Source organism: Pseudomonas sp. Larv2_ips, from assembly GCF_963879675.1.
Taxonomy (GTDB): domain Bacteria; phylum Pseudomonadota; class Gammaproteobacteria; order Pseudomonadales; family Pseudomonadaceae; genus Aquipseudomonas.
Genome location: NZ_CAWOAW010000014.1, coordinates 335,145 through 357,553 on the forward strand (window position 1 = coordinate 335,145; position 22,409 = coordinate 357,553).

General features: G+C 59.5%; 20 protein-coding genes. 18 read left to right on the forward strand and 2 right to left on the reverse strand.

What is annotated here, in order from left to right; genetic code table 11:
• The 10 genes from lpxB (at nt 1) to ispD (ending at nt 13,329) form a co-directional block, all read left to right on the forward strand.
• Nucleotides 1-1,140, forward strand: a complete 1,140-nt coding sequence (lpxB, locus tag AACV02_RS07920) for a lipid-A-disaccharide synthase (protein WP_106577162.1) — start codon at nt 1-3, stop codon at nt 1,138-1,140.
• Nucleotides 1,137-1,769, forward strand: coding sequence for a ribonuclease HII (gene rnhB, locus AACV02_RS07925; protein WP_119738761.1), 633 nt, complete (start codon nt 1,137-1,139; stop codon nt 1,767-1,769). Before lpxB ends, rnhB begins: the two co-directional genes overlap by 4 nt.
• Nucleotides 1,770-1,845: 76 nt before the next feature.
• Entirely contained in the window at nt 1,846-5,367 is a 3,522-nt protein-coding gene (dnaE, locus tag AACV02_RS07930; protein WP_119738763.1) for a DNA polymerase III subunit alpha, read from the forward strand.
• A 129-nt stretch (nt 5,368-5,496) separates the two neighbouring features.
• The gene (locus tag AACV02_RS07935) at nt 5,497-6,444 is read left to right on the forward strand and encodes an acetyl-CoA carboxylase carboxyltransferase subunit alpha (RefSeq protein WP_106577159.1); all 948 of its coding nucleotides are present in this window, start codon (nt 5,497-5,499) and stop codon (nt 6,442-6,444) included.
• A 208-nt stretch (nt 6,445-6,652) separates the two neighbouring features.
• Complete coding sequence (gene tilS, locus AACV02_RS07940; protein ID WP_119738765.1) at nt 6,653-7,972, forward strand: tRNA lysidine(34) synthetase TilS; 1,320 nt, start codon at nt 6,653-6,655, stop codon at nt 7,970-7,972.
• 273 nt (nt 7,973-8,245) lie between these two features.
• Nucleotides 8,246-9,877, forward strand: a complete 1,632-nt coding sequence (locus AACV02_RS07945; protein ID WP_106577157.1) for a CTP synthase — start codon at nt 8,246-8,248, stop codon at nt 9,875-9,877.
• 5 nt (nt 9,878-9,882) lie between these two features.
• Nucleotides 9,883-10,728 carry a 3-deoxy-8-phosphooctulonate synthase gene (kdsA, locus tag AACV02_RS07950; protein ID WP_010212442.1) on the forward strand — a complete coding sequence of 282 codons (846 nt, stop codon included), beginning with the start codon at nt 9,883-9,885 and terminating at the stop codon, nt 10,726-10,728.
• 157 nt (nt 10,729-10,885) lie between these two features.
• Nucleotides 10,886-12,175, forward strand: coding sequence for a phosphopyruvate hydratase (gene eno / locus AACV02_RS07955; protein ID WP_106577156.1), 1,290 nt, complete (start codon nt 10,886-10,888; stop codon nt 12,173-12,175).
• A 171-nt stretch (nt 12,176-12,346) separates the two neighbouring features.
• Nucleotides 12,347-12,625, forward strand: coding sequence for a cell division protein FtsB (ftsB, locus tag AACV02_RS07960; protein ID WP_017137157.1), 279 nt, complete (start codon nt 12,347-12,349; stop codon nt 12,623-12,625).
• Nucleotides 12,622-13,329, forward strand: coding sequence for a 2-C-methyl-D-erythritol 4-phosphate cytidylyltransferase (ispD, locus tag AACV02_RS07965; protein WP_106577155.1), 708 nt, complete (start codon nt 12,622-12,624; stop codon nt 13,327-13,329). Before ftsB ends, ispD begins: the two co-directional genes overlap by 4 nt.
• 111 nt (nt 13,330-13,440) lie before the next feature.
• Here the strand turns inward: ispD and AACV02_RS07970 are convergent, their stop codons facing one another.
• Nucleotides 13,441-14,337, reverse strand: coding sequence for a LysR substrate-binding domain-containing protein (locus tag AACV02_RS07970; protein WP_119738767.1), 897 nt, complete (start codon nt 14,335-14,337; stop codon nt 13,441-13,443).
• 109 nt (nt 14,338-14,446) lie between these two features.
• Between AACV02_RS07970 and AACV02_RS07975 the strand changes: the two genes are divergently transcribed.
• From AACV02_RS07975 to rpoS, 8 genes are all read left to right on the forward strand, one after another.
• Entirely contained in the window at nt 14,447-15,559 is a 1,113-nt protein-coding gene (locus AACV02_RS07975) for an S-(hydroxymethyl)glutathione dehydrogenase/class III alcohol dehydrogenase (protein ID WP_119738769.1), read from the forward strand.
• Between the two features lie 89 nt (nt 15,560-15,648).
• Nucleotides 15,649-16,494, forward strand: a complete 846-nt coding sequence (gene fghA / locus AACV02_RS07980; protein ID WP_106577152.1) for an S-formylglutathione hydrolase — start codon at nt 15,649-15,651, stop codon at nt 16,492-16,494.
• Between the two features lie 54 nt (nt 16,495-16,548).
• Nucleotides 16,549-17,022, forward strand: coding sequence for a 2-C-methyl-D-erythritol 2,4-cyclodiphosphate synthase (gene ispF, locus AACV02_RS07985; RefSeq protein WP_012722614.1), 474 nt, complete (start codon nt 16,549-16,551; stop codon nt 17,020-17,022).
• Nucleotides 17,019-18,077: a tRNA pseudouridine(13) synthase TruD gene (truD, locus tag AACV02_RS07990; RefSeq protein ID WP_106577150.1), complete on the forward strand. Its 1,059-nt coding sequence runs from the start codon at nt 17,019-17,021 to the stop codon at nt 18,075-18,077. Before ispF ends, truD begins: the two co-directional genes overlap by 4 nt.
• Nucleotides 18,065-18,814, forward strand: coding sequence for a 5'/3'-nucleotidase SurE (gene surE, locus AACV02_RS07995; protein ID WP_119738771.1), 750 nt, complete (start codon nt 18,065-18,067; stop codon nt 18,812-18,814). Before truD ends, surE begins: the two co-directional genes overlap by 13 nt.
• Before the next feature lie 41 nt (nt 18,815-18,855).
• Nucleotides 18,856-19,491: a protein-L-isoaspartate(D-aspartate) O-methyltransferase gene (locus tag AACV02_RS08000; RefSeq protein WP_169850588.1), complete on the forward strand. Its 636-nt coding sequence runs from the start codon at nt 18,856-18,858 to the stop codon at nt 19,489-19,491.
• 209 nt (nt 19,492-19,700) lie between these two features.
• Nucleotides 19,701-20,537, forward strand: coding sequence for a peptidoglycan DD-metalloendopeptidase family protein (locus tag AACV02_RS08005; RefSeq protein ID WP_119738773.1), 837 nt, complete (start codon nt 19,701-19,703; stop codon nt 20,535-20,537).
• Between the two features lie 106 nt (nt 20,538-20,643).
• Nucleotides 20,644-21,654, forward strand: a complete 1,011-nt coding sequence (gene rpoS / locus AACV02_RS08010) for an RNA polymerase sigma factor RpoS (protein ID WP_016974430.1) — start codon at nt 20,644-20,646, stop codon at nt 21,652-21,654.
• Between the two features lie 232 nt (nt 21,655-21,886).
• Here rpoS and AACV02_RS08015 read toward each other — a convergent pair whose 3' ends face one another.
• On the reverse strand, nt 21,887-22,096 hold the full coding sequence (locus tag AACV02_RS08015) for a cold-shock protein (protein ID WP_002554837.1): 210 nt from the start codon (nt 22,094-22,096) through the stop codon (nt 21,887-21,889).
• Nucleotides 22,097-22,409: the final 313 nt, after the last annotated feature.

A 22,409-nucleotide genomic window follows, 5' to 3' on the forward strand; every position in this document is an offset into this window, starting at 1 on the left:
ATGGCTAATCTGCGTATCGCGTTGGTGGCCGGAGAAGCTTCCGGCGATATTCTCGGCGCAGGCTTGATGCGGGCCCTCAAGGCCCAGCATCCCGCGGTGGAATTTATCGGTGTGGGCGGCCCGCTCATGCAGGCCGAAGGGCTGACGTCCTACTTTCCCATGGAGCGTCTATCCGTCATGGGTCTGGTGGAAGTGCTGGGCCGTCTGCGCGAGCTACTGGCTCGCCGCAAGCTGCTGATTCAGACCTTGATTGAAGAAAAGCCTGACGTCTTTATCGGAATCGATGCGCCGGACTTCACCCTCAATATCGAGCTCAAGTTGCGTCAGGCCGGGATCAAGACCGTGCACTACGTCAGCCCTTCGGTATGGGCGTGGCGGCAGAAGCGCGTGCTCAAGATTCGTGAAGGCTGCGATTTGATGCTGACACTGCTGCCGTTCGAAGCCAGGTTCTACGAAGAGAAGGGCGTGCCGGTGCGGTTTGTCGGGCACACCCTGGCCGATACCATTCCGTTGCAAGCTGATCGCGCGGCTGCGCGTGCCGAGCTGGGTCTGCCCGACGGCCCGCTGGTAGCGTTGATGCCGGGCAGTCGCGGCGGTGAAGTCGGTCGCCTGGGGGCGCTGTTTTTTGACGCCGCCGAACGTCTGCAGGCCTTGAAGCCCGGCATTCGTTTTGTGTTGCCATGTGCCAGCCCGCAACGTCGTGCACAAATTGAAACGCTGCTGGAAGGGCGCACGCTGCCGGTGACCTTGCTGGACGGTCAGTCGCACCTGGCCCTGGCGGCATGTGATGCGGTACTGATCGCCTCAGGCACCGCCACCCTGGAAGCGTTGTTGTACAAGCGTCCGATGGTCGTGGCCTATCGCCTCGCGCCGCTGACGTTCTGGATTCTCAAGCGCATGGTCAAAAGTCCTTACATCTCCTTGCCCAACCTGTTGGCCCAGCGTCTGCTGGTCCCGGAGTTGTTGCAGGACGATGCAACGCCCCAGGCTCTGGCGCAAACGCTACTACCCTTGATCGACGGCGGCGAAGAACAGACCCGCGGTTTCGACGACATCCATCGGACCTTGCGCCGTGATGCGTCGAACCAGGCTGCAGACGCCGTGCTGACCTTGATTGGCCACAAACAGGAAGCCCTATGACGACGCAAATGGGCCTGGACTTCAGCCTGGTCGCGCAAGTGCACGAGCTGGTCGCCGGGGTTGACGAAGTAGGGCGCGGCCCGCTGTGTGGCGCCGTCGTCACGGCGGCGGTGATTCTCGATCCGAACCGCCCTATCCTGGGCCTCAACGACTCGAAAAAACTCACCGAAGCGCGTCGCGAAAAGCTTTACGACGAGATCTGTGAAAAAGCTCTGAGCTGGCATATCGCCCGGGCTGAAGTCGAAGAAATCGACGAGCTGAACATCCTTCACGCGACCATGCTGGCCATGCAGCGCGCAGTGGAAGGCCTGCATATCACGCCCAAAATGGCGATGATCGACGGTAACCGTTGCCCGAAACTGGCGATGCCTGCCGAAGCGGTGGTCAAGGGTGACAGCAAGGTTCCGGCCATCGCTGCCGCCTCGATCCTGGCCAAAGTCAGCCGTGACCGTGAGATGGCCGCGTTTGAGTTGATCTACCCCGGCTACGGCATGGGTGGCCATAAAGGCTATCCGACGCCCGTTCATCTGGAAGCCCTCGTTCGCCTCGGCCCCACGCCGATCCATCGCCGCTCGTTCGCCCCGGTCCGCCAGGCTTACGAGCTGCGCGAGAGCCTCATCGAGGTTTAGTCGCGAGGCTGATGTTTTGCTCAAGGCCCGGTACAATCCGGGCCTTGTTGTCTCCACGTATTAGAACAGGATCACTATGCCGGCTTCATTCGTTCACCTGCGCCTGCACACTGAATACTCCCTGGTCGACGGCCTGGTACGGATCAAACCGCTGGTCAAAACCCTGGTGGGCATGAACATGCCTGCGGTAGCGGTGACCGATCAGAACAACATGTGTTCTCTGGTCAAGTTCTACAAAAACGCCATGGGCGCCGGTATCAAGCCGATTTGCGGCGCCGACCTGTGGCTGTCCAACAAAGACCCGGATAACCCCCTGAGCCGCATCAGCCTGTTGGCGATGAACGGCGTCGGTTATCGCAACCTTACCGAATTGATTTCCCGTGGCTTTATCGACGGCCAGCGCAACGGTTCGATCATCATCGAACGCGAGTGGGTGGCCGAGGCGAGCGAGGGCGTGATCATGCTGTCGGCCGCCAAAGAGGGTGAGATCGGCATCGCGCTGCTCGGCGGCAACCCGCAGGAAGCCGAAGTACTGGCGCGCGAGTGGATGCAGGTCTTCCCCGACCGTTTCTACCTGGAAGTTCAGCGCACCAATCGCCCCAATGATGAAGAGCATCTGCACGCCGCCGTGGCCCTGGCCGACAAGCTGGGCGCGCCGCTGGTCGCGACCAACGATGTGCGCTTTATCAAGAAGGAAGATTTCGAAGCCCACGAAACCCGCGTGTGCATCGGCGAAGGCCGGGCTCTGGACGACCCGCGTCGTTCCAAGAACTACAGCGAAGAGCAGTACCTCAAAAGCGCCGAGGAGATGGCCGAGCTGTTCAGCGACCTGCCCGAGGCCCTGGAAAACTCCGTCGAAATCGCCAAGCGCTGCAATATCGAAGTGAAGCTGGGCAAGCACTTCCTGCCCAACTTCCCGATTCCTGATGGCATGACCATCGATGAGTATTTCCGCAAAGTGTCCTTCGATGGCCTCGAAGAGCGCCTCAGCGTGCTGCTGCCCAAGGACACCACCGAGGACTACGAGGCCAAGCGCCAGGTCTACGTTGACCGGCTGAATTTCGAGCTGGATATCATCATCCAGATGGGGTTCCCCGGTTACTTCCTGATCGTGATGGACTTTATCCAGTGGGCCAAGAACAACGGCGTACCGGTAGGTCCTGGCCGTGGATCAGGTGCCGGTTCGCTGGTGGCTTACGTTCAGAAGATTACCGACCTTGACCCGCTGGAATATGACCTGCTGTTCGAACGGTTCCTGAACCCGGAACGGGTCTCCATGCCCGACTTCGACGTCGACTTCTGCATGGATGGCCGCGACCGCGTGATCGAGTACGTGGCCGAGAAATACGGCCGCAATGCGGTAAGCCAGATCATCACCTTCGGTTCGATGGCGGCCAAGGCTGTAATCCGTGACGTGGCGCGGGTGCAGGGCAAGTCCTACGGCCTGGCGGACCGCCTGTCGAAGATGATCCCGTTCGAAGTCGGCATGACCCTGGAAAAAGCCTACGAGCAGGAAGAAATCCTGCGCGACTTCATCAAGGTCGATGAAGAGGCCGCCGAAATCTGGGACATGGCGCGCAAGCTCGAAGGTGTGGTGCGTAACGTCGGTAAACACGCCGGTGGTGTGGTGATCGCGCCGACCAAGTTGACCGACTTTTCGCCGATCTATTGCGATGAAGAAGGCGACGGCCTGGTAACCCAGTTCGACAAGGACGACGTTGAAGCCGCCGGCCTGGTGAAGTTCGACTTCCTGGGTCTGCGGACCCTGACGATCATCGACTGGGCGCTGAAGACGATCAACCGTGACCGCGCCAAGGTCAACGAAGCGCCGCTGGATATCGCCTTTATCCCGCTGGACGACAAACCGACTTACACCTTGCTGCAAAAAGCCGAAACCACGGCGGTGTTCCAGCTTGAGTCGCGCGGCATGAAAGAGCTGATCAAAAAGCTCAAGCCCGACTGCCTGGAAGACTTGATCGCACTGGTGGCACTGTTCCGTCCCGGCCCGCTGCAGTCGGGCATGGTGGATGACTTCATCAACCGTAAGCACGGCCGTGCCGAGCTGGCGTACCCGCATTCGGATTATCAGTACGAAGGCCTCAAGCCGGTACTGGCGCCAACCTACGGCATCATCCTGTATCAAGAACAGGTGATGCAGATTGCCCAGGTGATGGCCGGTTACACCCTCGGCGGCGCGGACATGTTGCGTCGCGCCATGGGTAAGAAAAAGCCCGAAGAAATGGCCAAGCAGCGCGGCGGTTTCATTGAGGGGTGTGCCACCAACAATATCGACGCCGACCTCGCCGGTAACATCTTCGACCTGGTGGAAAAGTTCGCCGGTTATGGCTTCAACAAATCCCACTCCGCCGCCTACGGCCTGGTGTCGTACCAGACTGCCTGGCTGAAAGCCCATTACCCGGCGCCGTTCATGGCCGCGGTACTTTCGGCGGATATGCACAACACCGACAAGGTCGTGACCTTGATCGAGGAAGTGCGCACCATGAAGCTGCGCCTCGACGCGCCGGACGTGAACGCCTCCGAGTTCAAGTTCACGGTGAACGACGAAGGCCGCATCATCTATGGCCTGGGCGCGATCAAAGGTGTTGGCGAAGGCCCGGTCGAAGCCATCACTGAAGCGCGCCAGGACGGGCCGTTCAAGGACTTGTTCGACTTCTGCGCGCGGGTTGACCTCAAGCGCATCAACAAACGCACCCTCGACGGCTTGATCCGCAGCGGTGCGCTCGATCGCCTTGGCCCGTATTTCCATGATGAGCCCAAGGCTTATCAGGCCAATATCGACCGCAACCGCGCGGTGCTGCTGACCGCCATGGAAGAAGCGATCAAGGCGGCCGAACAGACCGCCCGCACCCACGACAGCGGCCACGCCGACCTGTTTGGCGGCTTGTTCGTCGAAGAGGACGCAGACGTTTACGCCAACCACCGCAAGGCCAAGGAGTTGACCCTCAAGGAACGGCTCAAGGGCGAAAAAGACACCCTGGGCCTGTACCTCACCGGTCACCCGATTGACGAATACGAAGGCGAAATCCGCCGTTTCGCTCGTCAGCGCATCATCGACCTGAAACCGGCGCGCGACACCCAGACAGTCGCCGGCATGATCATCGCTCTGCGAGTGATGAAAAATAAGAAGGGCGACAAGATGGGCTTTATCACCCTCGACGACCGCTCGGGCCGGATCGAAGCGTCGCTGTTTGCCGACGCTTTCCACTCCGCGCAGTCGTTGCTGCAAACCGATGCCATGGTGGTCGTTGAAGGTGAGGTCAGCAACGACGACTTCTCCGGCGGCCTGCGCCTGCGGATCAAGCGGGTGATGAGCATGGAAGATGCGCGCACCAACCTCGCCGAAAGCCTGCGCTTGAAGGTCAAGACCGAAGCCCTTAAAGGCGATCAGCTACGCTGGTTGGGTGACCTGCTCAAGCGCCACCGTGGCGCATGTCCGGTGACCATGGAATACACCGGCAGTGACGCCAAGGCGATGTTGCAGTTTGGTGAGACGTGGCGAATTGATCCCGCCGATGGCTTGATTCAAGCTTTGCGTGACCAGTTCGGGCGAGACAACGTCTTCCTCCAATACCGTTGACGGTCAGATATGTCTGATCTCGACTGAACATTTAATCTCGACCTAAACGCGCCTCTCCCTTAAGGTAGGGCGCGAATAGACAACCGGCTGGCCAGGCACTCCTTGGCCGTCGACCCAAGACGGACGCTTATGAACCCGAATTTTCTTGATTTCGAACAGCCGATCGCTGACCTGCAAGCCAAGATTGAAGAATTGCGCCTGGTCGGCAATGACAATTCGCTGAATATCGGCGATGAGATCGCTCGCCTGCAAGACAAGAGCAGCACGCTCACCGAGGACATCTTCGGCAAGCTGACCAGCTGGCAGATCGCGCGCCTGGCACGCCACCCGCGCCGTCCGTACACCCTGGATTACATTCAGCACATCTTCACCGAGTTCGACGAGCTGCACGGCGACCGCCACTTCTCCGACGACGCGGCCATCGTGGGCGGTATCGCTCGCCTGGACGACCAGCCGGTCATGGTGATCGGTCACCAGAAAGGCCGTGAAGTGCGTGAAAAAGTCCGCCGCAACTTCGGCATGCCGCGCCCCGAAGGCTACCGCAAGGCGTGCCGCCTGATGGAAATGGCCGAGCGCTTCAAGATGCCGATCCTGACCTTCATTGACACGCCGGGCGCTTACCCGGGCATCGACGCCGAAGAGCGTAACCAGAGCGAAGCAATCGCCTGGAACCTGCGTGTCATGGCGCGCCTGAAAACCCCGATCATCGCCACCGTGATTGGTGAGGGTGGTTCCGGCGGGGCGCTGGCCATTGGCGTGTGCGACCAGCTGAACATGCTGCAATATTCGACCTACGCGGTAATTTCGCCGGAAGGTTGCGCTTCGATTCTGTGGAAAACCGCCGAAAAGGCACCGGACGCTGCTGAAGCCATGGGTATCACCGCTGATCGCCTGAAAGGCCTGGGCATCGTGGACAAAGTGATCGCCGAGCCATTGGGCGGCGCCCACCGTGACCCGGCTGCCGCTGCTGCCACCCTGCGCGCCGAGCTGGGTTCGCAACTGGCGATGCTCAAGAAGTTCGATAATGAGGCGTTGCTGGCCCGTCGTTACGAGCGTTTGATGAGCTACGGTCTCTGATCAAGCGCTGATCTTGCAGACAATGCAGTAACACTGTGGGAGCGGGCTTGTGTGGGAGCTGGCTTGCCTGCGATGGCATCAACTCGGTGTATCAGATAACCCGAGTTGCCTGCATCGTGGGCGAGACCGGCTCCCACACAAGCCCGCTCCCACATTTGCTTTGTGTATGCTGGGTTATCGCATTCCAGATTGATGGCGGTACTGTGTTATGAAGCCGGCTCTACCCGCCAACCTCCTGCAAAATCTGGCGCCCTGGCGCAATGCCCCGGCCTGGCACATCGCATTCTCGGGTGGTCTGGACTCCACCGTCCTGCTGCACCTGTTGGCCACTCTGGCAACCACCGAAACCCTCCCGCCGCTCAGTGCTGTCCACGTCCACCATGGCTTGCAAGCTGCTGCTGACGCCTGGCCGAGCCATTGCCAGGCGGTGTGTGACGCCTTGGGCGTGCCCTTGCGGGTAATGCGCGTGCAAGTGCAACCGGGCGCCAGCCTTGAGCGTGCGGCGCGTGACGCGCGTTATCAGGCGTTTACCGAGGCCACTGGCGCGGGGGAGGTGTTGCTCACTGGGCAGCATCGCGACGATCAGGCTGAAACCCTGTTGTTTCGGCTGATGCGCGGTGCAGGGGTACGCGGGCTGGCGGCTATGCCTGTGCACCGCCAATTGGCAAGGGGTCACGTGGTGCGGCCGTTGCTGGAGGCCTCGCGTGCTGAATTGGAAGCCTACGCCCACGAGCAACAGTTGACGTGGATCGAAGACCCTTCGAACGCCGACCCACGTTTCTCGCGCAATTACTTGCGCCATCGTGTGCTTCCCGTATTGACGCAGCGATGGCCTCAAGCCGTTTCCAGCCTGGCGCGCACCGCCGAACACCTGAGTGAAGCCCAGGGCCTGCTCGACGAGTTGGCGAGGATGGACTTGCAAGCTGCCGATCAGCCTTCGCCATTTTCCTGGTTGCCTCTGCCCTCGTTGGTTATGGCTCCACTGCGCGAACTTTCTGACGCCCGCCAACGTAATGCCTTGCGCCACTGGCTGGCGCCTCTGACCCGTTTACCCGACAGCGACCACTGGGCCAGCTGGCAGGCCCTGCGCGACGCCAAGGCTGACGCACAACCGCTGTGGCGCCTGGCCGACGGCCAGTTGCATCGTTGCGGCGAGCGCATCTGGTGGCTGCCCGCAACATGGTTGGAGTTTTCCGACGCCGTGGTCAGTTGGCCGCATCCGCAAAACCCACTCGCGTTACCCGGCAATGGCCAGCTGAACTTTATCGGTGAGGCTCCCCGAGGTCCGCTTGAGGTGCGTTACCGTCAGGGCGGCGAAATCATCGAAGTGCCCGCTCGAGGCCGGCGCGACTTGAAGCGCTTGCTTAATGAATGCGGGCTGCCGGGCTTTGTCCGTGGCAGATTGCCGCTGGTCTATCAGGGTGAGCAATTGCTGGCTGTCCCAAGCCTTGCAGGGCTGTGGGCCAGGCTGCCGGGTGATGGACAATTGGATTGGATGCCACAGACTTGCGATCAAGGTTTGAGCTGATAGAGCCTTTCCGGTAGACTACGCTCCCTTCTTGATACAACTTCTGTGGATTCGACTGAATCGCAGCAGTTGCCGATTACCAAGCAGTCTTTGCTGGGCGATTCCAAAAAATGTGTAGCGATCAACGTACCGGTGTTTCATTGCTGGTCTGTCACAACGCGGCGGTTTTTTTGAAAGGTGCACTGTGATTAATGCAGGTGATCGGGGGCTTCGGCCTTCCTTCGCTTTCCCCGGCGGCTCGGACCGCTTTAACGCAGACTTCTAGGGTTTTTCATGACGCGCTACATATTCGTCACGGGCGGTGTTGTTTCTTCATTGGGGAAAGGCATTGCCTCCGCTTCATTGGCGGCCATCCTGGAGGCGCGGGGACTTAAGGTCACCATGCTCAAGCTGGACCCGTACATCAACGTTGACCCGGGCACCATGAGCCCGTTCCAGCACGGTGAAGTGTTCGTCACGCACGACGGCGCCGAGACCGACCTGGACCTGGGCCACTACGAGCGGTTCATCCGCACGACCATGACCCAGAACAACAACTTCACCACTGGCCGTGTCTACGAGCATGTGCTGCGCAAGGAGCGCCGTGGTGATTACCTGGGTGCAACCATCCAGGTGATCCCGCACATCACCGACGAAATCAAGCGCCGCATCATCAAGGGTGCAGGCGATGCCGACGTGGCGATGGTCGAGATCGGTGGCACCGTGGGTGACATCGAATCCCAGCCGTTCCTCGAAGCCATCCGCCAGCTGCGTTTCGAAGTCGGCGCCAAGCGCGCGATGCTGATGCACCTGACGCTGGTGCCGTACATCGCCACCGCCGGCGAAACCAAAACCAAGCCTACCCAGCACTCGGTCAAGGAACTGCGTTCCATCGGCCTGCAGCCGGACGTGCTGGTATGCCGCTCCGATCACCCGATCGACATTTCCTCGCGTCGCAAGATTGCGCAGTTCACCAACGTTGAAGAGCGTGCGGTGATTGCCCTGGAAGACGCCGACACCATCTACAAGATCCCGGGCATCCTGCACTCCCAAGGCCTGGATGATTTTGTGGTCGAGCGTTTCGGCCTGCAGTGCAACGGCGCGGACCTGTCCGAGTGGGAAGCTGTGGTGGATGCCAAGCTCAACCCTGAGCATGAAGTCACCATCGCCATGGTCGGCAAGTACATGGAGCTGCTGGACGCTTACAAGTCGCTGATCGAAGCGATGAGCCACGCCGGTATCAGCAACCGTACCAAGGTCAACCTGCGCTACATCGATTCCGAAGACATCGAGAACCAGGGCACTGCCTTGCTCGAAGGTGTTGATGCGATTCTCGTACCGGGCGGTTTCGGCCTGCGTGGCGTGGAAGGCAAAATCACTGCGGTTCAGTACGCTCGTGAAAACAAAGTGCCGTACCTGGGTATCTGCCTGGGCATGCAAGTGGCCGTTATCGAGTTCGCCCGTAACGTGCTGGGCTGGAAAGACGCCAACTCCACCGAGTTCGATCACACCAGCGGCCACCCGGTCGTGGGCCTGATCACCGAGTGGGAAGATGCGACCGGCGCCGTTGAAACCCGTACCGAAAGCTCCGACCTGGGCGGCACCATGCGCCTTGGCGCGCAAGACTGCCTGCTGGAGCCGGGCTCGCTGGTTCACGATTGCTATGGCAAGGACGTGATCGTCGAGCGTCACCGCCACCGCTACGAAGTGAACAACAACCTGCTGCCGCAGATCAAAGAAGCCGGCCTGAAAATCTCCGGTCGCTCTGGCGATGGCAAGTTGGTTGAAGTGGTCGAGGCGCCGGATCATCCGTGGTTCGTGGCCTGCCAGTTCCACCCTGAGTTCACCTCGACCCCGCGCGACGGTCACCCGTTGTTCAGCGGTTTCGTTAAAGCAGCACTGACGCAACATCAGAAGAAGGCGTGAACCTGATGGCCCAGAAGATCATTCGCGTAGGCGATATCGAGATTGCCAACGACAAGCCCATGGTGCTGTTCGGCGGCATGAACGTGCTGGAAAGCCGCGACATGGCGATGCAGGTCTGTGAAGAGTACGTGAAGGTGACCGAGAAACTCGGTATCCCTTACGTGTTCAAGGCCAGCTTCGACAAGGCCAACCGTTCGTCCGTGACCTCCTATCGCGGCCCGGGCCTTGAAGAAGGCATGCGGATCTTCCAGGACATCAAGCAAGCCTTCGGCGTGCCGATCATCACCGACGTCCACGAGCCGGAACAAGCGGCCGTGGTCGCCGAGGTGTGCGACATCATCCAGTTGCCGGCCTTCCTGTCGCGCCAGACCGACCTCGTGGTCGCCATGGCCAAGACCGGCGCTGTGATCAATATCAAGAAAGCCCAGTTTCTCGCGCCCCAGGAAATGAAACACATCCTGAACAAGTGCGTGGAAGCGGGTAACGACCAGTTGATTCTCTGCGAGCGTGGTTCGAGCTTCGGCTACAACAACCTCGTGGTAGACATGCTCGGTTTCGGCATCATGAAACAGTTCGAATACCCGGTGTTCTTCGACGTGACCCACGCGCTGCAAATGCCTGGTGGTCGCGCCGATTCCGCCGGTGGGCGCCGTGCGCAGGTGCTGGACCTGGCCAAGGCGGGCATCAGCCAGTCGCTGGCGGGCCTGTTCCTGGAAGCCCATCCGGACCCGGACAACGCCAAATGCGACGGCCCATGCGCCCTGCGCCTGGACAAGCTGGAGCCATTCCTGGCCCAGCTCAAGCAGTTGGACGAACTGGTCAAGAGTTTTCCGACGGTAGAGACCGCGTAAGCGCCATTTCTCCGGTAGACTTTCCCTCGCTTTACGCTCAGGCCTGCGGGCCTGAGCCTTGTCGCCTGCAAGCCTGCCCCGTTGTTCCACCCTTGCGGTCGGTCAAAAGATTTCCTTCAGCTGCGTCGTTTTCGTCAACTTTGGAGTGTTTACAACAATGGCAAAAATCGTCGACATCAAAGGTCGTGAAGTTCTCGACTCCCGTGGCAACCCTACCGTCGAAGCCGACGTGCTCCTCGATAACGGCATCATCGGCAGCGCCTGCGCGCCGTCCGGTGCTTCCACAGGTTCCCGCGAAGCACTGGAACTGCGTGATGGCGACAAGAGCCGTTACCTGGGCAAGGGTGTACTCAAGGCTGTAGCCAACATCAACGGCCCGATCCGTGACCTGTTGCTGGGCAAGGACCCGCTGGACCAGAAAGCCCTGGACCACGCGATGATCAAGCTCGACGGCACCGAAAACAAAGGCAGCCTGGGCGCCAACGCCATCCTCGCCGTGTCCCTGGCCGCTGCCAAGGCTGCCGCACAGGACCAAGACTTGCCGCTGTACGCACACATCGCCAACCTGAACGGCACCCCGGGTGTTTACTCGATGCCGGTGCCGATGATGAACATCATCAACGGTGGCGAGCACGCTGATAACAACGTCGACATCCAGGAATTCATGGTGCAGCCGGTTGGCGCCAAGACCTTCTCCGAAGGCCTGCGCATGGGCACCGAGATTTTCCACCACCTCAAAGCTGTCCTGAAGGCCCGTGGCCTGAGCACTGCCGTGGGTGACGAAGGTGGTTTCGCGCCGAACCTGGCGTCCAACGAAGATGCACTGAAAGTGATCTCCGAAGCCGTGGCCAATGCGGGCTACAAGCTGGGCACCGACGTGACCCTGGCCCTGGACTGCGCGGCCAGCGAGTTCTACGAGGACGGTAAATACAACCTGTCCGGCGAAGGCCACGTGTTCACCTCCGAAGGTTTTGCCGACTACCTCAAAGGCTTGACCGAACGCTACCCGATCATCTCCATCGAAGACGGCCTGGACGAGTCCGACTGGGCTGGTTGGAAAGTCCTCACCGACAAGATCGGCGAAAAAATCCAACTGGTCGGCGACGACCTGTTCGTGACCAACACCAAGATCCTGAAAGAAGGCATCGACAAGAAGATTGCCAACTCGATCCTGATCAAGTTCAACCAGATCGGCACCCTGACCGAAACCCTGGAAGCCATCCAGATGGCCAAGGCTGCGGGCTACACCGCCGTGATCTCCCACCGCTCCGGCGAAACCGAAGACTCGACCATTGCCGACCTGGCCGTGGGCACCTCGGCTGGGCAGATCAAGACCGGTTCCCTGTGCCGTTCCGACCGCGTTTCCAAGTACAACCAATTGCTGCGTATCGAAGAGCAATTGGCAGGTAAAGCCAAGTACAACGGTCGCAGCGAGTTTCGCGGCTGATTGTTAAATGGTAAAAGGTCTGCGGATTACGTCGGAAAAATCACGACAGCGTGAATTTCGACGCTAATCTCATGGCTAACAAGCACAAGCCTGGTTCATCCAGGCTTCGTGCTATCAGTTGCTTCAAAAGTTTTGCATGGCTGTCTTTTTTTACTGGATACCCGGATTTCGATGCGCAGTCCCAATTGGTTGTTCCTCGTCTTGCTCTTGTTGCTGGCTGGCCTGCAGTACCGCCTATGGGTGGGTAATGGCAGCTTTGCGCAGGTGAAAGAGTTGACCCAGCAAATTGCCGACCAGCACGCCGAGAACGAACGTCTGCTGGAGCGCAATCGTGTCCTCGATGCTGAAGTGCTTGAGCTGAAAAAAGGTACGGAGACCGTTGAAGAACGGGCTCGTCATGAGCTGGGCATGGTGAAAGAGGGCGAAACCCTCTATCAGCTGGCCCAATGAGTAGCGTTTTACCGGCCTTCTGGGCCGTGATTCCTGCCGCGGGCGTTGGTGCCCGTATGGCTGCGGACCGCCCCAAGCAATACTTGCAATTGGGCGGGCGCACAATTCTCGAACACAGCCTCGGCTGTTTTCTCGACCATCCAGGGCTCAAGGGGCTGGTAGTCAGTTTGGCTGTCGATGATCCTTATTGGCCGAACCTGCCTTGCGCCAATGACCCACGCATCGTGCGTGCGGACGGCGGTGACGAGCGCTCGGGTTCGGTACTCAATGCGTTGCTGCAACTCAATGCGCTGGGTGCCAGCGATGATGATTGGGTGCTGGTGCATGACGCCGCGCGGCCTAACCTCAGCCGTGATGACCTCGATAACCTGTTGTTGGAACTGTCGGATGATCCTGTCGGCGGGCTGCTGGCCGTGCCCGCTCGCGACACGCTCAAGCGCGTCGACAAGCACGCACGTGTGGTTGAAACCGTCGACCGCAGCCTGATCTGGCAAGCCTACACGCCGCAGATGTTTCGCCTCGGTGCATTGCATCGAGCGTTGGCTGATAGCTTGGTGGCTGATGCCGTCATCACCGACGAAGCCTCGGCGATGGAATGGTCCGGCCAGGCGCCGCGCCTGATTGAAGGGCGTTCGGACAATATCAAGGTGACCCGGCCCGAAGACCTGGAGTGGTTGCGGCTGCGGTGGGCGAACCGCAGGTAGTCAGCTAAACCGCGTTGACTTCATCGCAGGCAAGCCAGCTCCCACGATTGAAATGCGACTCCCAGTGGGAGCCGGGCTAGCCCGCGATGAGACCCAGGCAGGCGCCCCAAATTACTCGCTGTACTCCGGCCGCTCGGCCAACCCCTCCTTCAAGAAATCCACCAGCTTTCTGACCTTCGGCGATAAATGCCGCTGCTGTGGATACAACGCCCACACAGCCGTGTTCGGTGGCTGATGCGCCTCCAGTAACGACACCAGCGCGCCCGTATGCAGATGCTCCAGCACGTAATAGTCCGGCAACTGGCACAGCCCGACCCCTTGCAACGCCGCATCCAGCACCGCCTGCCCACTGTTGCAGCGCCAGTTTCCCTGCAGCCGTTGGGAAAATTCGCGCCCATCCTGGGCCAGTTGCCAAATATCCGAGCTGCCGATCAAGCAGTTATGCCGACTTAATTCCGACAGACTGTGTGGCCGACCATACCGCGCCAGGTAGGAAGGTGATGCGCACAGGTACATGCGCCGCGGGGCCAGGCGACTGGCGACCATGCGCGAGTCTTGCAGGCGGCCCAGGCGGATCGCCAGGTCGAGGCCTTCATGCACCAGGTCCAGCTGGCGATTGCTCAACTCGATATCCACGCGCAATTGCGGGTAGAGCCCCATGAATCGTGTGACCAGTGGCACAATAAAACGCTCGCCGTAAGCCACCGCGCAGGTCATGCGCAACATGCCCTTGGGTTCGCTGGCGAGGTCGCCGACGGCGCGCAATGCTTCTTCGCGACCGTCCTGCAAGCGTTGGCAGTGTTGCAGGAAGGTCTGGCCGGCTTCGGTCAGCGTGACCTTTCGCGTGCTGCGATAGAGCAACCGGGTTTGCAGCCGTTCTTCCAGGCGCGCCACCTGCCGGCTGATGTGCGATGACGACACGCCAAGTCGCTCGGCCGCCGCTGTGAATTGGCTGCACTCAGCCACCGCAACAAACTCGTCGATGCCTTCCCAGCGGTTTTCCAGCATGTTGATTATCCCTGTACAGCAATAAAGTTTTGCTTTCGCTCGGATTATTAATCACTGGGCCATGTTTTACACTCAGCGCTTCAGTTTTTAATTTCCTGGAGAAACCCGGATGATCAAGTCCCGCGCCGCTGTAGCCTTCGAAGCGAAGAAGCCCCTAGAGATCGTCGAAGTCGATGTCGCCATGCCCAAGGCCGGCGAGGTGCTGCTGCGGGTGGTCGCGTCCGGCGTGTGCCATACCGACGCGTACACGTTGTCGGGCGCCGACCCGGAAGGGATCTTTCCGTCGATCCTCGGCCATGAAGGTGGCGCGGTGGTTGAAGCAATCGGCGAGGGCGTGACTTCGGTGGCCGTCGGCGACCACGTGATCCCGCTGTACACGCCGGAATGCGGCAAGTGCAAATTCTGCCTGTCGGGCAAGACCAACCTGTGCCAGGCCATTCGGTCCACGCAGGGCAAAGGCCTGATGCCGGATGGCACCACACGTTTCTCCTACAAGGGCCAGCCGATTTTCCACTACATGGGCACCTCGACGTTCTCCGAGTACACCGTGCTGCCGGAAATTTCCGTGGCAAAAATCCCTAAAGAAGCGCCGTTGGAAAAGGTCTGCCTGCTCGGCTGCGGCGTTACCACCGGCATCGGCGCGGTGATCAACACTGCCAAGGTCAAGCCGGGCGATACCGTGGCTATCTTCGGCCTCGGCGGCATTGGCCTGTCGGCCATCATCGGCGCGGTGAAAGCCAAGGCCGGTCGCATCATTGCCATCGACATCAACCCGGCCAAGTTTGAAATCGCCAAGCAATTGGGCGCCACCGACTGCATCAACCCGAAAGACTACGACCGCCCCATCCAGGACGTGATCGTCGACTTGACCGATGGCGGCGTGGACTTTTCCTTCGAGTGCATCGGCAACGTGCAACTGATGCGCGCGGCCCTGGAGTGCTGCCACAAGGGTTGGGGCGAGTCGGTGATCATTGGTGTAGCCGGTGCTGGCCAGGAAATCGCCACCCGCCCATTCCAGCTGGTGACCGGGCGCGTCTGGCGCGGTTCGGCATTTGGCGGCGTGCGTGGCCGTTCCGAATTGCCAAGCTACGTGGAAATGGCCCAGTCCGGCGAAATCCCGCTGGACACCTTTATCACCCACACCATGGGCCTGGAAGACATCAACAAAGCGTTTGACCTGATGCATGAAGGCAAGAGCATTCGTACCGTCATTCACTTTTAAAGCAGCTGCAAGTTGCACGCTCTAGGCTGCAAAAAGGTGTATGTCTGCCTGCAGCCTAAAGTTTGCCGCTCGCCGCTGGGAGCATTCCCATGACCCTGGAAAACATCTCCTGCCAAAAGAGTTTTGGCGGCTGGCATAAACGCTACAAACACAGCTCCCACGTGCTCGGGTGCGACATGACTTTTGCTGTCTACCTGCCGCCACAGGCGGAGCAGGGCGGCAAACTGCCGGTGGTGTACTGGCTGTCCGGCTTGACCTGCACCGACGAAAACTTCATGCAAAAGGCTGGTGCTCAGCGTGTGGCCGCCGAGCTGGGGTTGATCATTGTTGCTCCGGACACCAGCCCGCGTGGGCCCGGTGTGCCGGGCGACCCTGACAACGCCTGGGATTTTGGTCTGGGGGCCGGCTTCTACCTGAATGCCACGCAGGAACCTTGGGCCAAGCACTATCGGATGCATGACTACGTGGTGCAGGAATTGCCTGCGTTGGTTGAAGCGCATTTCCCTGCATCGGCAAAGCGCGGCATCAGCGGCCACTCCATGGGTGGCCACGGTGCGTTGGTGTGTGCCTTGCGCAACCCTGGGCGCTACCAATCAGTGTCGGCATTTTCGCCGATCAACAACCCGATGGATTGCCCATGGGGCCAGAAGGCCTTCTCGCGTTATTTGGGTGATGAACGCTCTAAATGGCGTGAATGGGACGCCTGCGCGCTGATCAGCGAGGCCACGCAAAAGCTGCCATTGCTGGTGGATCAGGGCGACCGCGACGATTTCCTCGCCGTGCAACTCAAGCCCGAAGCCCTGCAGCAAGCGGCCAAGGCGGCCAACCATCCGCTCGAACTGCGCCTGCAACCCGGCTACGACCACAGCTACTTCTTTATCGCCAGCTTCATCGAAGATCATTTGCGACATCATGGGCGTGCTTTGCTCGGTTAATGTGAGGCAAAAGTAGGTAGAATCACGCCCTGAATTAAATCGGGGCGTTTTTTTATGCGTATTGGCCACGGCTACGATGTGCACCGTTTCGCTGAAGGCGATTTCATCACCTTGGGCGGCGTGCGCATTGCACACCACCATGGGTTGCTCGCTCATTCCGACGGCGACGTTGTATTGCACGCCTTGAGCGATGCCCTGCTCGGCGCAGCGGCGTTGGGCGATATCGGCAAGCACTTTCCAGACACCGACCCAACCTTCAAGGGTGCGGACAGCCGCGTCTTGCTGCGCCATGTGGTCGGCCTGATCCACGCCAAGGGCTGGAAGGTCGGGAATGTCGACAACACCATCGTCGCCCAGGCGCCGAAAATGGCCCCGCATATCGAATCGATGCGCGCACTGATTGCCGCGGATCTGCAAATTGAATTGGATCAAGTCAACGTGAAAGCCACCACCACCGAAAAACTCGGGTTTACCGGACGGGAAGAGGGCATCGCGGTGCACTCCGTTGCCTTGTTGCTGCGCGCATGAATGACTTGCAACTGTTGGGCCCGCGGGCCTACGGCGAGGCTTTGGGCAGCGCCGTATTAAAAGCGACGGCTGAAGATTTCCAGGTAGACGAAGTGCTGGATATTCCGCTGACCGGCGACGGCGAGCACCTGTGGCTGTGGGTCGAAAAGCGCGGTTTGAATACCGAAGAAGCCGCGCGGCGCATTGCCAAGGCCGCCGGCGTGCCGCTGCGCACCGTCAGCTATGCCGGGCTCAAGGATCGCCAGGCGTTGACGCGCCAGTGGTTCAGCGTGCAACTGCCGGGCAAGGCCGACCCGGACATGAGCGGTGCGCAGAACGACACCCTCAAAATCCTCAAGATCGTCCGTCATAAACGCAAGCTGCAGCGGGGTGCGCATTCGGCCAACGGCTTTACCCTGCGCCTGACCCAATTGGCTGGCGACACCGCCGCCATCGACGCGCGTTTGCAGCAGATTGCCCAGCACGGTATCCCCAATTACTTCGGTGCCCAGCGCTTCGGCCACAACGGCGGCAACGTGGCGGACGCGCGTGAATGGGCGGCCCGCAAGGCCCTGCCGGAGCAGCGCAATGTGCGCTCGCGGCTGCTGTCTACCGCGCGTAGTTTTCTCTTCAATAAAGTCCTGGCAGCACGTGTGGCAGACGGGTCCTGGCAGCGCGCCCAGGTCGGCGATTTGTTGGCGTTTACTGACAGCCGCAGTTTTTTCCCGGCGGGGGAGGCTGAATGCAGCGACCCGCGCCTGGCGATTCTGGACCTGCACCCGACAGGGCCGCAGTGGGGCGAAGGCAATTCGCCGGCGTCGGGGGCGACCTTCGCGCTGGAACAGGCAATCGCCGACGGTGAAGCCGACCTGCGCGATTGGCTGGTCAATGCCGGCATGAGCCAGGAGCGTCGCATTCTGCGACTGCCCATTGGCGGGTTGACGTGGCATTATCCCTCGCTGGACATTCTGCAACTGGAATTCGTCCTGCCGGCCGGATGCTTCGCCACTGTCTTGGTGCGCGAGCTTGTTGATCTGGTGCCGGTGGGGCAGACGGACAGCCCATGCGTATTCTGATATCAAACGATGACGGTGCCACCGCACCCGGCCTTGCCGCGCTTTATGCTGCGCTGGAAGATTACGCCGAGTGTGTGGTGGTTGCCCCGGACCAGGACAAGAGCGGCGCCAGCAGTTCGCTGACGCTCGACCGTCCGTTGCACCCGCAGGTTCTGGCCAATGGCTTTATCAGCGTGAACGGTACCCCCACCGACTGCGTGCACCTGGCGATCAACAGCTTGTTGGAGCAGGAGCCGGACCTGGTGGTGTCGGGCATCAACCTGGGCGCCAACCTGGGCGATGACGTGTTGTATTCGGGTACGGTGGCGGCGGCGCTTGAAGGGCGTTTCCTGGGCCGCACCTCGTTCGCCTTTTCCTTTGCCTCGCGGCAGTTGGACAACCTGGCGACGGCGGCGTATTTCGCCCGCAAGCTGGTGGAGGCCCACGGGTCACTGGACCTGCCGCCGCGCACAGTACTCAACGTCAACATCCCTAATTTGCCCCTCGACCATATTCGCGGCATCCAACTGACGCGCCTGGGCCATCGCGCCCGTGCGGCGGCGCCTCTGAAAGTGGTCGATCCGCGCGGCAAGGAAGGTTATTGGATTGCGGCAGCCGGCGACGCCGAGGACGGTGGCCCGGGCACAGACTTTCATGCGGTGATGCAAGGTTATGTATCGATTACCCCGTTGCAGCTTGATCGCACCTTCAGTGATGCCTTCAGTAGTCTCGATGGCTGGCTTGAGGGGCTGCGTTGATGGCGCGTGAACAAGACGACCTGCTGCGCCGTGGCATCGGGATGACCTCGCAGCGTACGCGCGAGCGTTTGATCCAGCGCCTGTACGAAGAAGGGCTGTCGAACGCCCAGGTGCTGGAAGTCATCCGGCGCACACCACGCCACCTGTTTGTCGACGAAGCCCTGGCGCATCGGGCCTATGAAGACACCGCGTTGCCCATCGGCCACAACCAGACCATTTCGCAGCCTTATATGGTCGCGCGCATGAGTGAGCTGTTGCTGGCGGCGGGGCCGTTGGACAAAGTGCTGGAGATCGGCACCGGTTCGGGTTACCAGACCGCCGTGCTGTCGCAACTGGTGGAGCGGGTGTTCTCGGTGGAGCGCATCAAGGTCCTGCAGGACCGCGCCAAGGAGCGCCTGGTGGAGCTCAACCTGCGTAACGTGGTGTTTCGCTGGGGCGATGGCTGGGAAGGCTGGCCGGCGCTGGCGCCGTATAACGGCATCATCGTTACCGCCGTTGCAACCGATGTACCGCAGGCCTTGCTGGATCAACTGGCACCTGGCGGGCGATTGGTTATCCCGGTGGGTTCCGGCGAAGTGCAACAATTGATGCTCATTATCCGGGAAGACGAAGGCTTTTCCCGGCATGTACTGGGCGCCGTGCGCTTTGTACCCTTGCTCAATGGCCCGCTGGCCTGATCATTTATTCGCAAACAGTGAATTCTGTGGGTGGGGATGTGTCTTACAGCGGGGCTCATAGAGTCAACATGACGGGAAACCGGGTTTAAACATGATGAATTTTTCGTTTCAGTCGTGTGCCGGTAAAAATCCAATGCCCAGTTATACTTGCGTCATATTTCAAGCCTGATACAGGCGTTCATGTTCAGCCACCACAAAGGGAGCGGCGGGTGAGTCTCACAGGTCCTGCGCAGCGTATGAGTAAAACAAGCTTTCAGCGACTGGTGCTTGGCCTTGTCTTGAGTTCCTTATTGGCGGCCTGTTCGAGCACGCCATCCAGCGGTGCGCGGGTGGTTGACCGCAATAATGCAGTGCCGCAAAAACCGACGGTCACCACCGGTCAGTATGTAGTGCGAAAGGGGGACACGATGTTCTCGATCGCCTTCCGTTACGGTTGGGATTACAAGGCGCTCGCAGCTCGTAACAATATTCCTGTGCCATACACGATACATCCAGGTCAGACCATTCGTTTCGATGGACGCACCGGTTCAACGCCTACGACAGTTTTGACAAATTCCGGATCTTCGCCGTCGTCTTCGAGCAAAACCACGATCATCACCCGGCCTGCAGGCACCGCCGCGCCTACGGTTGCGAGCAAACCAGCGCCTGCGCCTCTGCCGCCTGCAGGGCCTGCTCCGACCGGTTGGGGATGGCCTTCAAACGGGGTGTTGATTGGAAAATTCTCTTCAAACGGTAGTTTGAATAAAGGCATTGATATCGCCGGGGATTTGGGACAGCCTGTTTTAGCTGCGTCTGATGGGACAGTGGTGTACGCCGGGAGTGGTTTGCGGGGCTACGGCGAACTGGTCATCATCAAACACAGCGATACCTACGTCAGTGCTTACGGTCACAACCGCAGGCTGTTGGTTCGGGAGGGGCAGCAAGTCAAAGTCGGACAGACAATTGCCGAAATGGGGTCAACTGGTACAGACCGGGTGAAACTGCACTTTGAGATTCGCCGCCAAGGGAAACCTGTAGATCCGCTGCAATTCCTACCCCGTCGTTGATGTGTTGCACAGCCTGTTCCCTCACGTAGAAGGAACAGGCTCCAGCGTTGCCAAGGATAGAGGCGTCGCTTGAGCTTGAGGTCGAACTCACCAAAGGACTATAACAATGGCTCTCAGTAAAGAAGCGCCGGAGTTTGACATCGACGATGAGGTTCTCCTTGAAATGGAGATACTCACCGAAAAGGAATCGATGTCGAATGATGAAGGGTCTGCTACACCTTCAGTTCGCACCAAATCCAAGAACTCCACCGCGTTAAAGCAACACAAGTACATTGACTACACGCGGGCGCTCGACGCAACGCAGCTGTACCTCAATGAAATCGGCTTTTCCCCTCTGCTCACTCCCGAAGAAGAAGTCCATTTTGCGCGCTTGTCGCAAAAAGGCGATCCGGCTGGGCGCAAACGCATGATTGAAAGTAACTTGCGCCTGGTGGTGAAAATCGCCCGACGCTACGTCAATCGTGGGCTGTCGCTGCTGGACCTGATCGAGGAGGGCAACCTGGGCTTGATCCGGGCGGTGGAGAAGTTTGACCCTGAGCGGGGCTTCCGCTTTTCGACCTATGCCACCTGGTGGATTCGTCAGACCATCGAACGGGCGATCATGAATCAAACCCGTACGATCCGGTTGCCGATCCATGTGGTCAAGGAGCTCAACGTCTACCTGCGGGCGGCGCGTGAGCTGACACAAAAACTCGATCATGAACCTTCGCCTGAAGAAATCGCCAACCTGCTGGAAAAGCCGGTAGGCGAGGTTAAGCGCATGCTCGGCCTGAACGAGCGCGTGTCTTCGGTCGATGTCTCGCTGGGTCCGGATTCGGATAAAACCCTGCTGGACACCCTGACGGATGATCGTCCGACGGATCCTTGCGAACTGTTGCAGGACGATGATCTTTCCCAAAGCATTGATCAGTGGCTGTCTGAGCTCACGGACAAGCAGCGTGAAGTGGTGATTCGCCGCTTCGGCCTGCGCGGCCATGAGAGCAGTACCCTGGAGGACGTAGGCCTGGAGATCGGTTTGACCCGTGAGCGGGTGCGGCAGATCCAGGTAGAGGGCCTCAAGCGCTTGCGTGAGATCCTTGAGAAGAATGGCTTGTCGAGTGAGTCGTTGTTCCAGTAACAACGCTGTATGAACTGTGGGAGCAGGCTTGTGTGGGAGCTGGCTTGCCAGCGATAGCATCGTCTCGGTGTAACTGATACTCCGAGGCGTCAGCATCGCAGGCAAGCCAGCTCCCACATAAGTAGGCTCCCACATTTTTTTTGTCCGGGATTCCGGTAGCGGTGCGTCAAATCCCAGGCATAAAAAAACCCCGCTTTTGAGGGCGGGGTTTTTTCGACTAAGTCAGTACAAGTTAGATAACTTGAACTTCTTCAGCTTGCATGCCTTTCTGACCGCGGGTAGCGATGAAAGAAACCTGTTGGCCTTCTTTCAGGCTTTTGAAGCCGTCGGATTGGATAGCTTTGAAGTGAACGAACAGGTCGTCACCGGATTGTGGAGTGATGAAGCCGAAGCCTTTTTCATCGTTGAACCACTTAACGGTACCAGTTTGGCGATTAGACATGGTGTATCTCCTTGGACAAAGTTAACTGCGACTCAGGAAAAGCCCTGGCCGAGACTGAGTGCAAAGAGCAGGAAAAATTCTTGGAGATGGTTGGATCGAAATTCAACATATCGTGTAGAGATTCTCAGTGACACAAGCAGCACAGTGGCGCCACCTTAACCCTTTTTCCGGAACGTGCCAATGGTATTTCCGAAGGTTTCTCTATTTTCGTGACTGGCGGTGGTATTTACAGTCACAAGGGACCGCACTATAAGCCCCGGCCCCGTTGGCTGCGGCTTGCAGCAGCCGGTGCATTCATCAAGAAAAGCCCCGC

Coding starts and splice junctions, on each gene's coding strand:
- AACV02_RS08000 (WP_169850588.1), top strand. CDS start 18,856: ATGACCTCGCAGCGTACGCGCGAGCGTTTGATCCAGCGCCTGTACGAA.
- lpxB (WP_106577162.1), top strand. CDS start 1: ATGGCTAATCTGCGTATCGCGTTGGTGGCCGGAGAAGCTTCCGGCGAT.
- fghA (WP_106577152.1), top strand. CDS start 15,649: ATGACCCTGGAAAACATCTCCTGCCAAAAGAGTTTTGGCGGCTGGCAT.
- rpoS (WP_016974430.1), top strand. CDS start 20,644: ATGGCTCTCAGTAAAGAAGCGCCGGAGTTTGACATCGACGATGAGGTT.
- eno (WP_106577156.1), top strand. CDS start 10,886: ATGGCAAAAATCGTCGACATCAAAGGTCGTGAAGTTCTCGACTCCCGT.
- dnaE (WP_119738763.1), top strand. CDS start 1,846: ATGCCGGCTTCATTCGTTCACCTGCGCCTGCACACTGAATACTCCCTG.
- ispF (WP_012722614.1), top strand. CDS start 16,549: ATGCGTATTGGCCACGGCTACGATGTGCACCGTTTCGCTGAAGGCGAT.
- rnhB (WP_119738761.1), top strand. CDS start 1,137: ATGACGACGCAAATGGGCCTGGACTTCAGCCTGGTCGCGCAAGTGCAC.
- AACV02_RS07935 (WP_106577159.1), top strand. CDS start 5,497: ATGAACCCGAATTTTCTTGATTTCGAACAGCCGATCGCTGACCTGCAA.
- truD (WP_106577150.1), top strand. CDS start 17,019: ATGAATGACTTGCAACTGTTGGGCCCGCGGGCCTACGGCGAGGCTTTG.
- tilS (WP_119738765.1), top strand. CDS start 6,653: ATGAAGCCGGCTCTACCCGCCAACCTCCTGCAAAATCTGGCGCCCTGG.
- ftsB (WP_017137157.1), top strand. CDS start 12,347: ATGCGCAGTCCCAATTGGTTGTTCCTCGTCTTGCTCTTGTTGCTGGCT.
- kdsA (WP_010212442.1), top strand. CDS start 9,883: ATGGCCCAGAAGATCATTCGCGTAGGCGATATCGAGATTGCCAACGAC.
- AACV02_RS08015 (WP_002554837.1), bottom strand. CDS start 22,096: ATGTCTAATCGCCAAACTGGTACCGTTAAGTGGTTCAACGATGAAAAA.
- AACV02_RS07970 (WP_119738767.1), bottom strand. CDS start 14,337: ATGCTGGAAAACCGCTGGGAAGGCATCGACGAGTTTGTTGCGGTGGCT.
- surE (WP_119738771.1), top strand. CDS start 18,065: ATGCGTATTCTGATATCAAACGATGACGGTGCCACCGCACCCGGCCTT.
- AACV02_RS07945 (WP_106577157.1), top strand. CDS start 8,246: ATGACGCGCTACATATTCGTCACGGGCGGTGTTGTTTCTTCATTGGGG.
- ispD (WP_106577155.1), top strand. CDS start 12,622: ATGAGTAGCGTTTTACCGGCCTTCTGGGCCGTGATTCCTGCCGCGGGC.
- AACV02_RS07975 (WP_119738769.1), top strand. CDS start 14,447: ATGATCAAGTCCCGCGCCGCTGTAGCCTTCGAAGCGAAGAAGCCCCTA.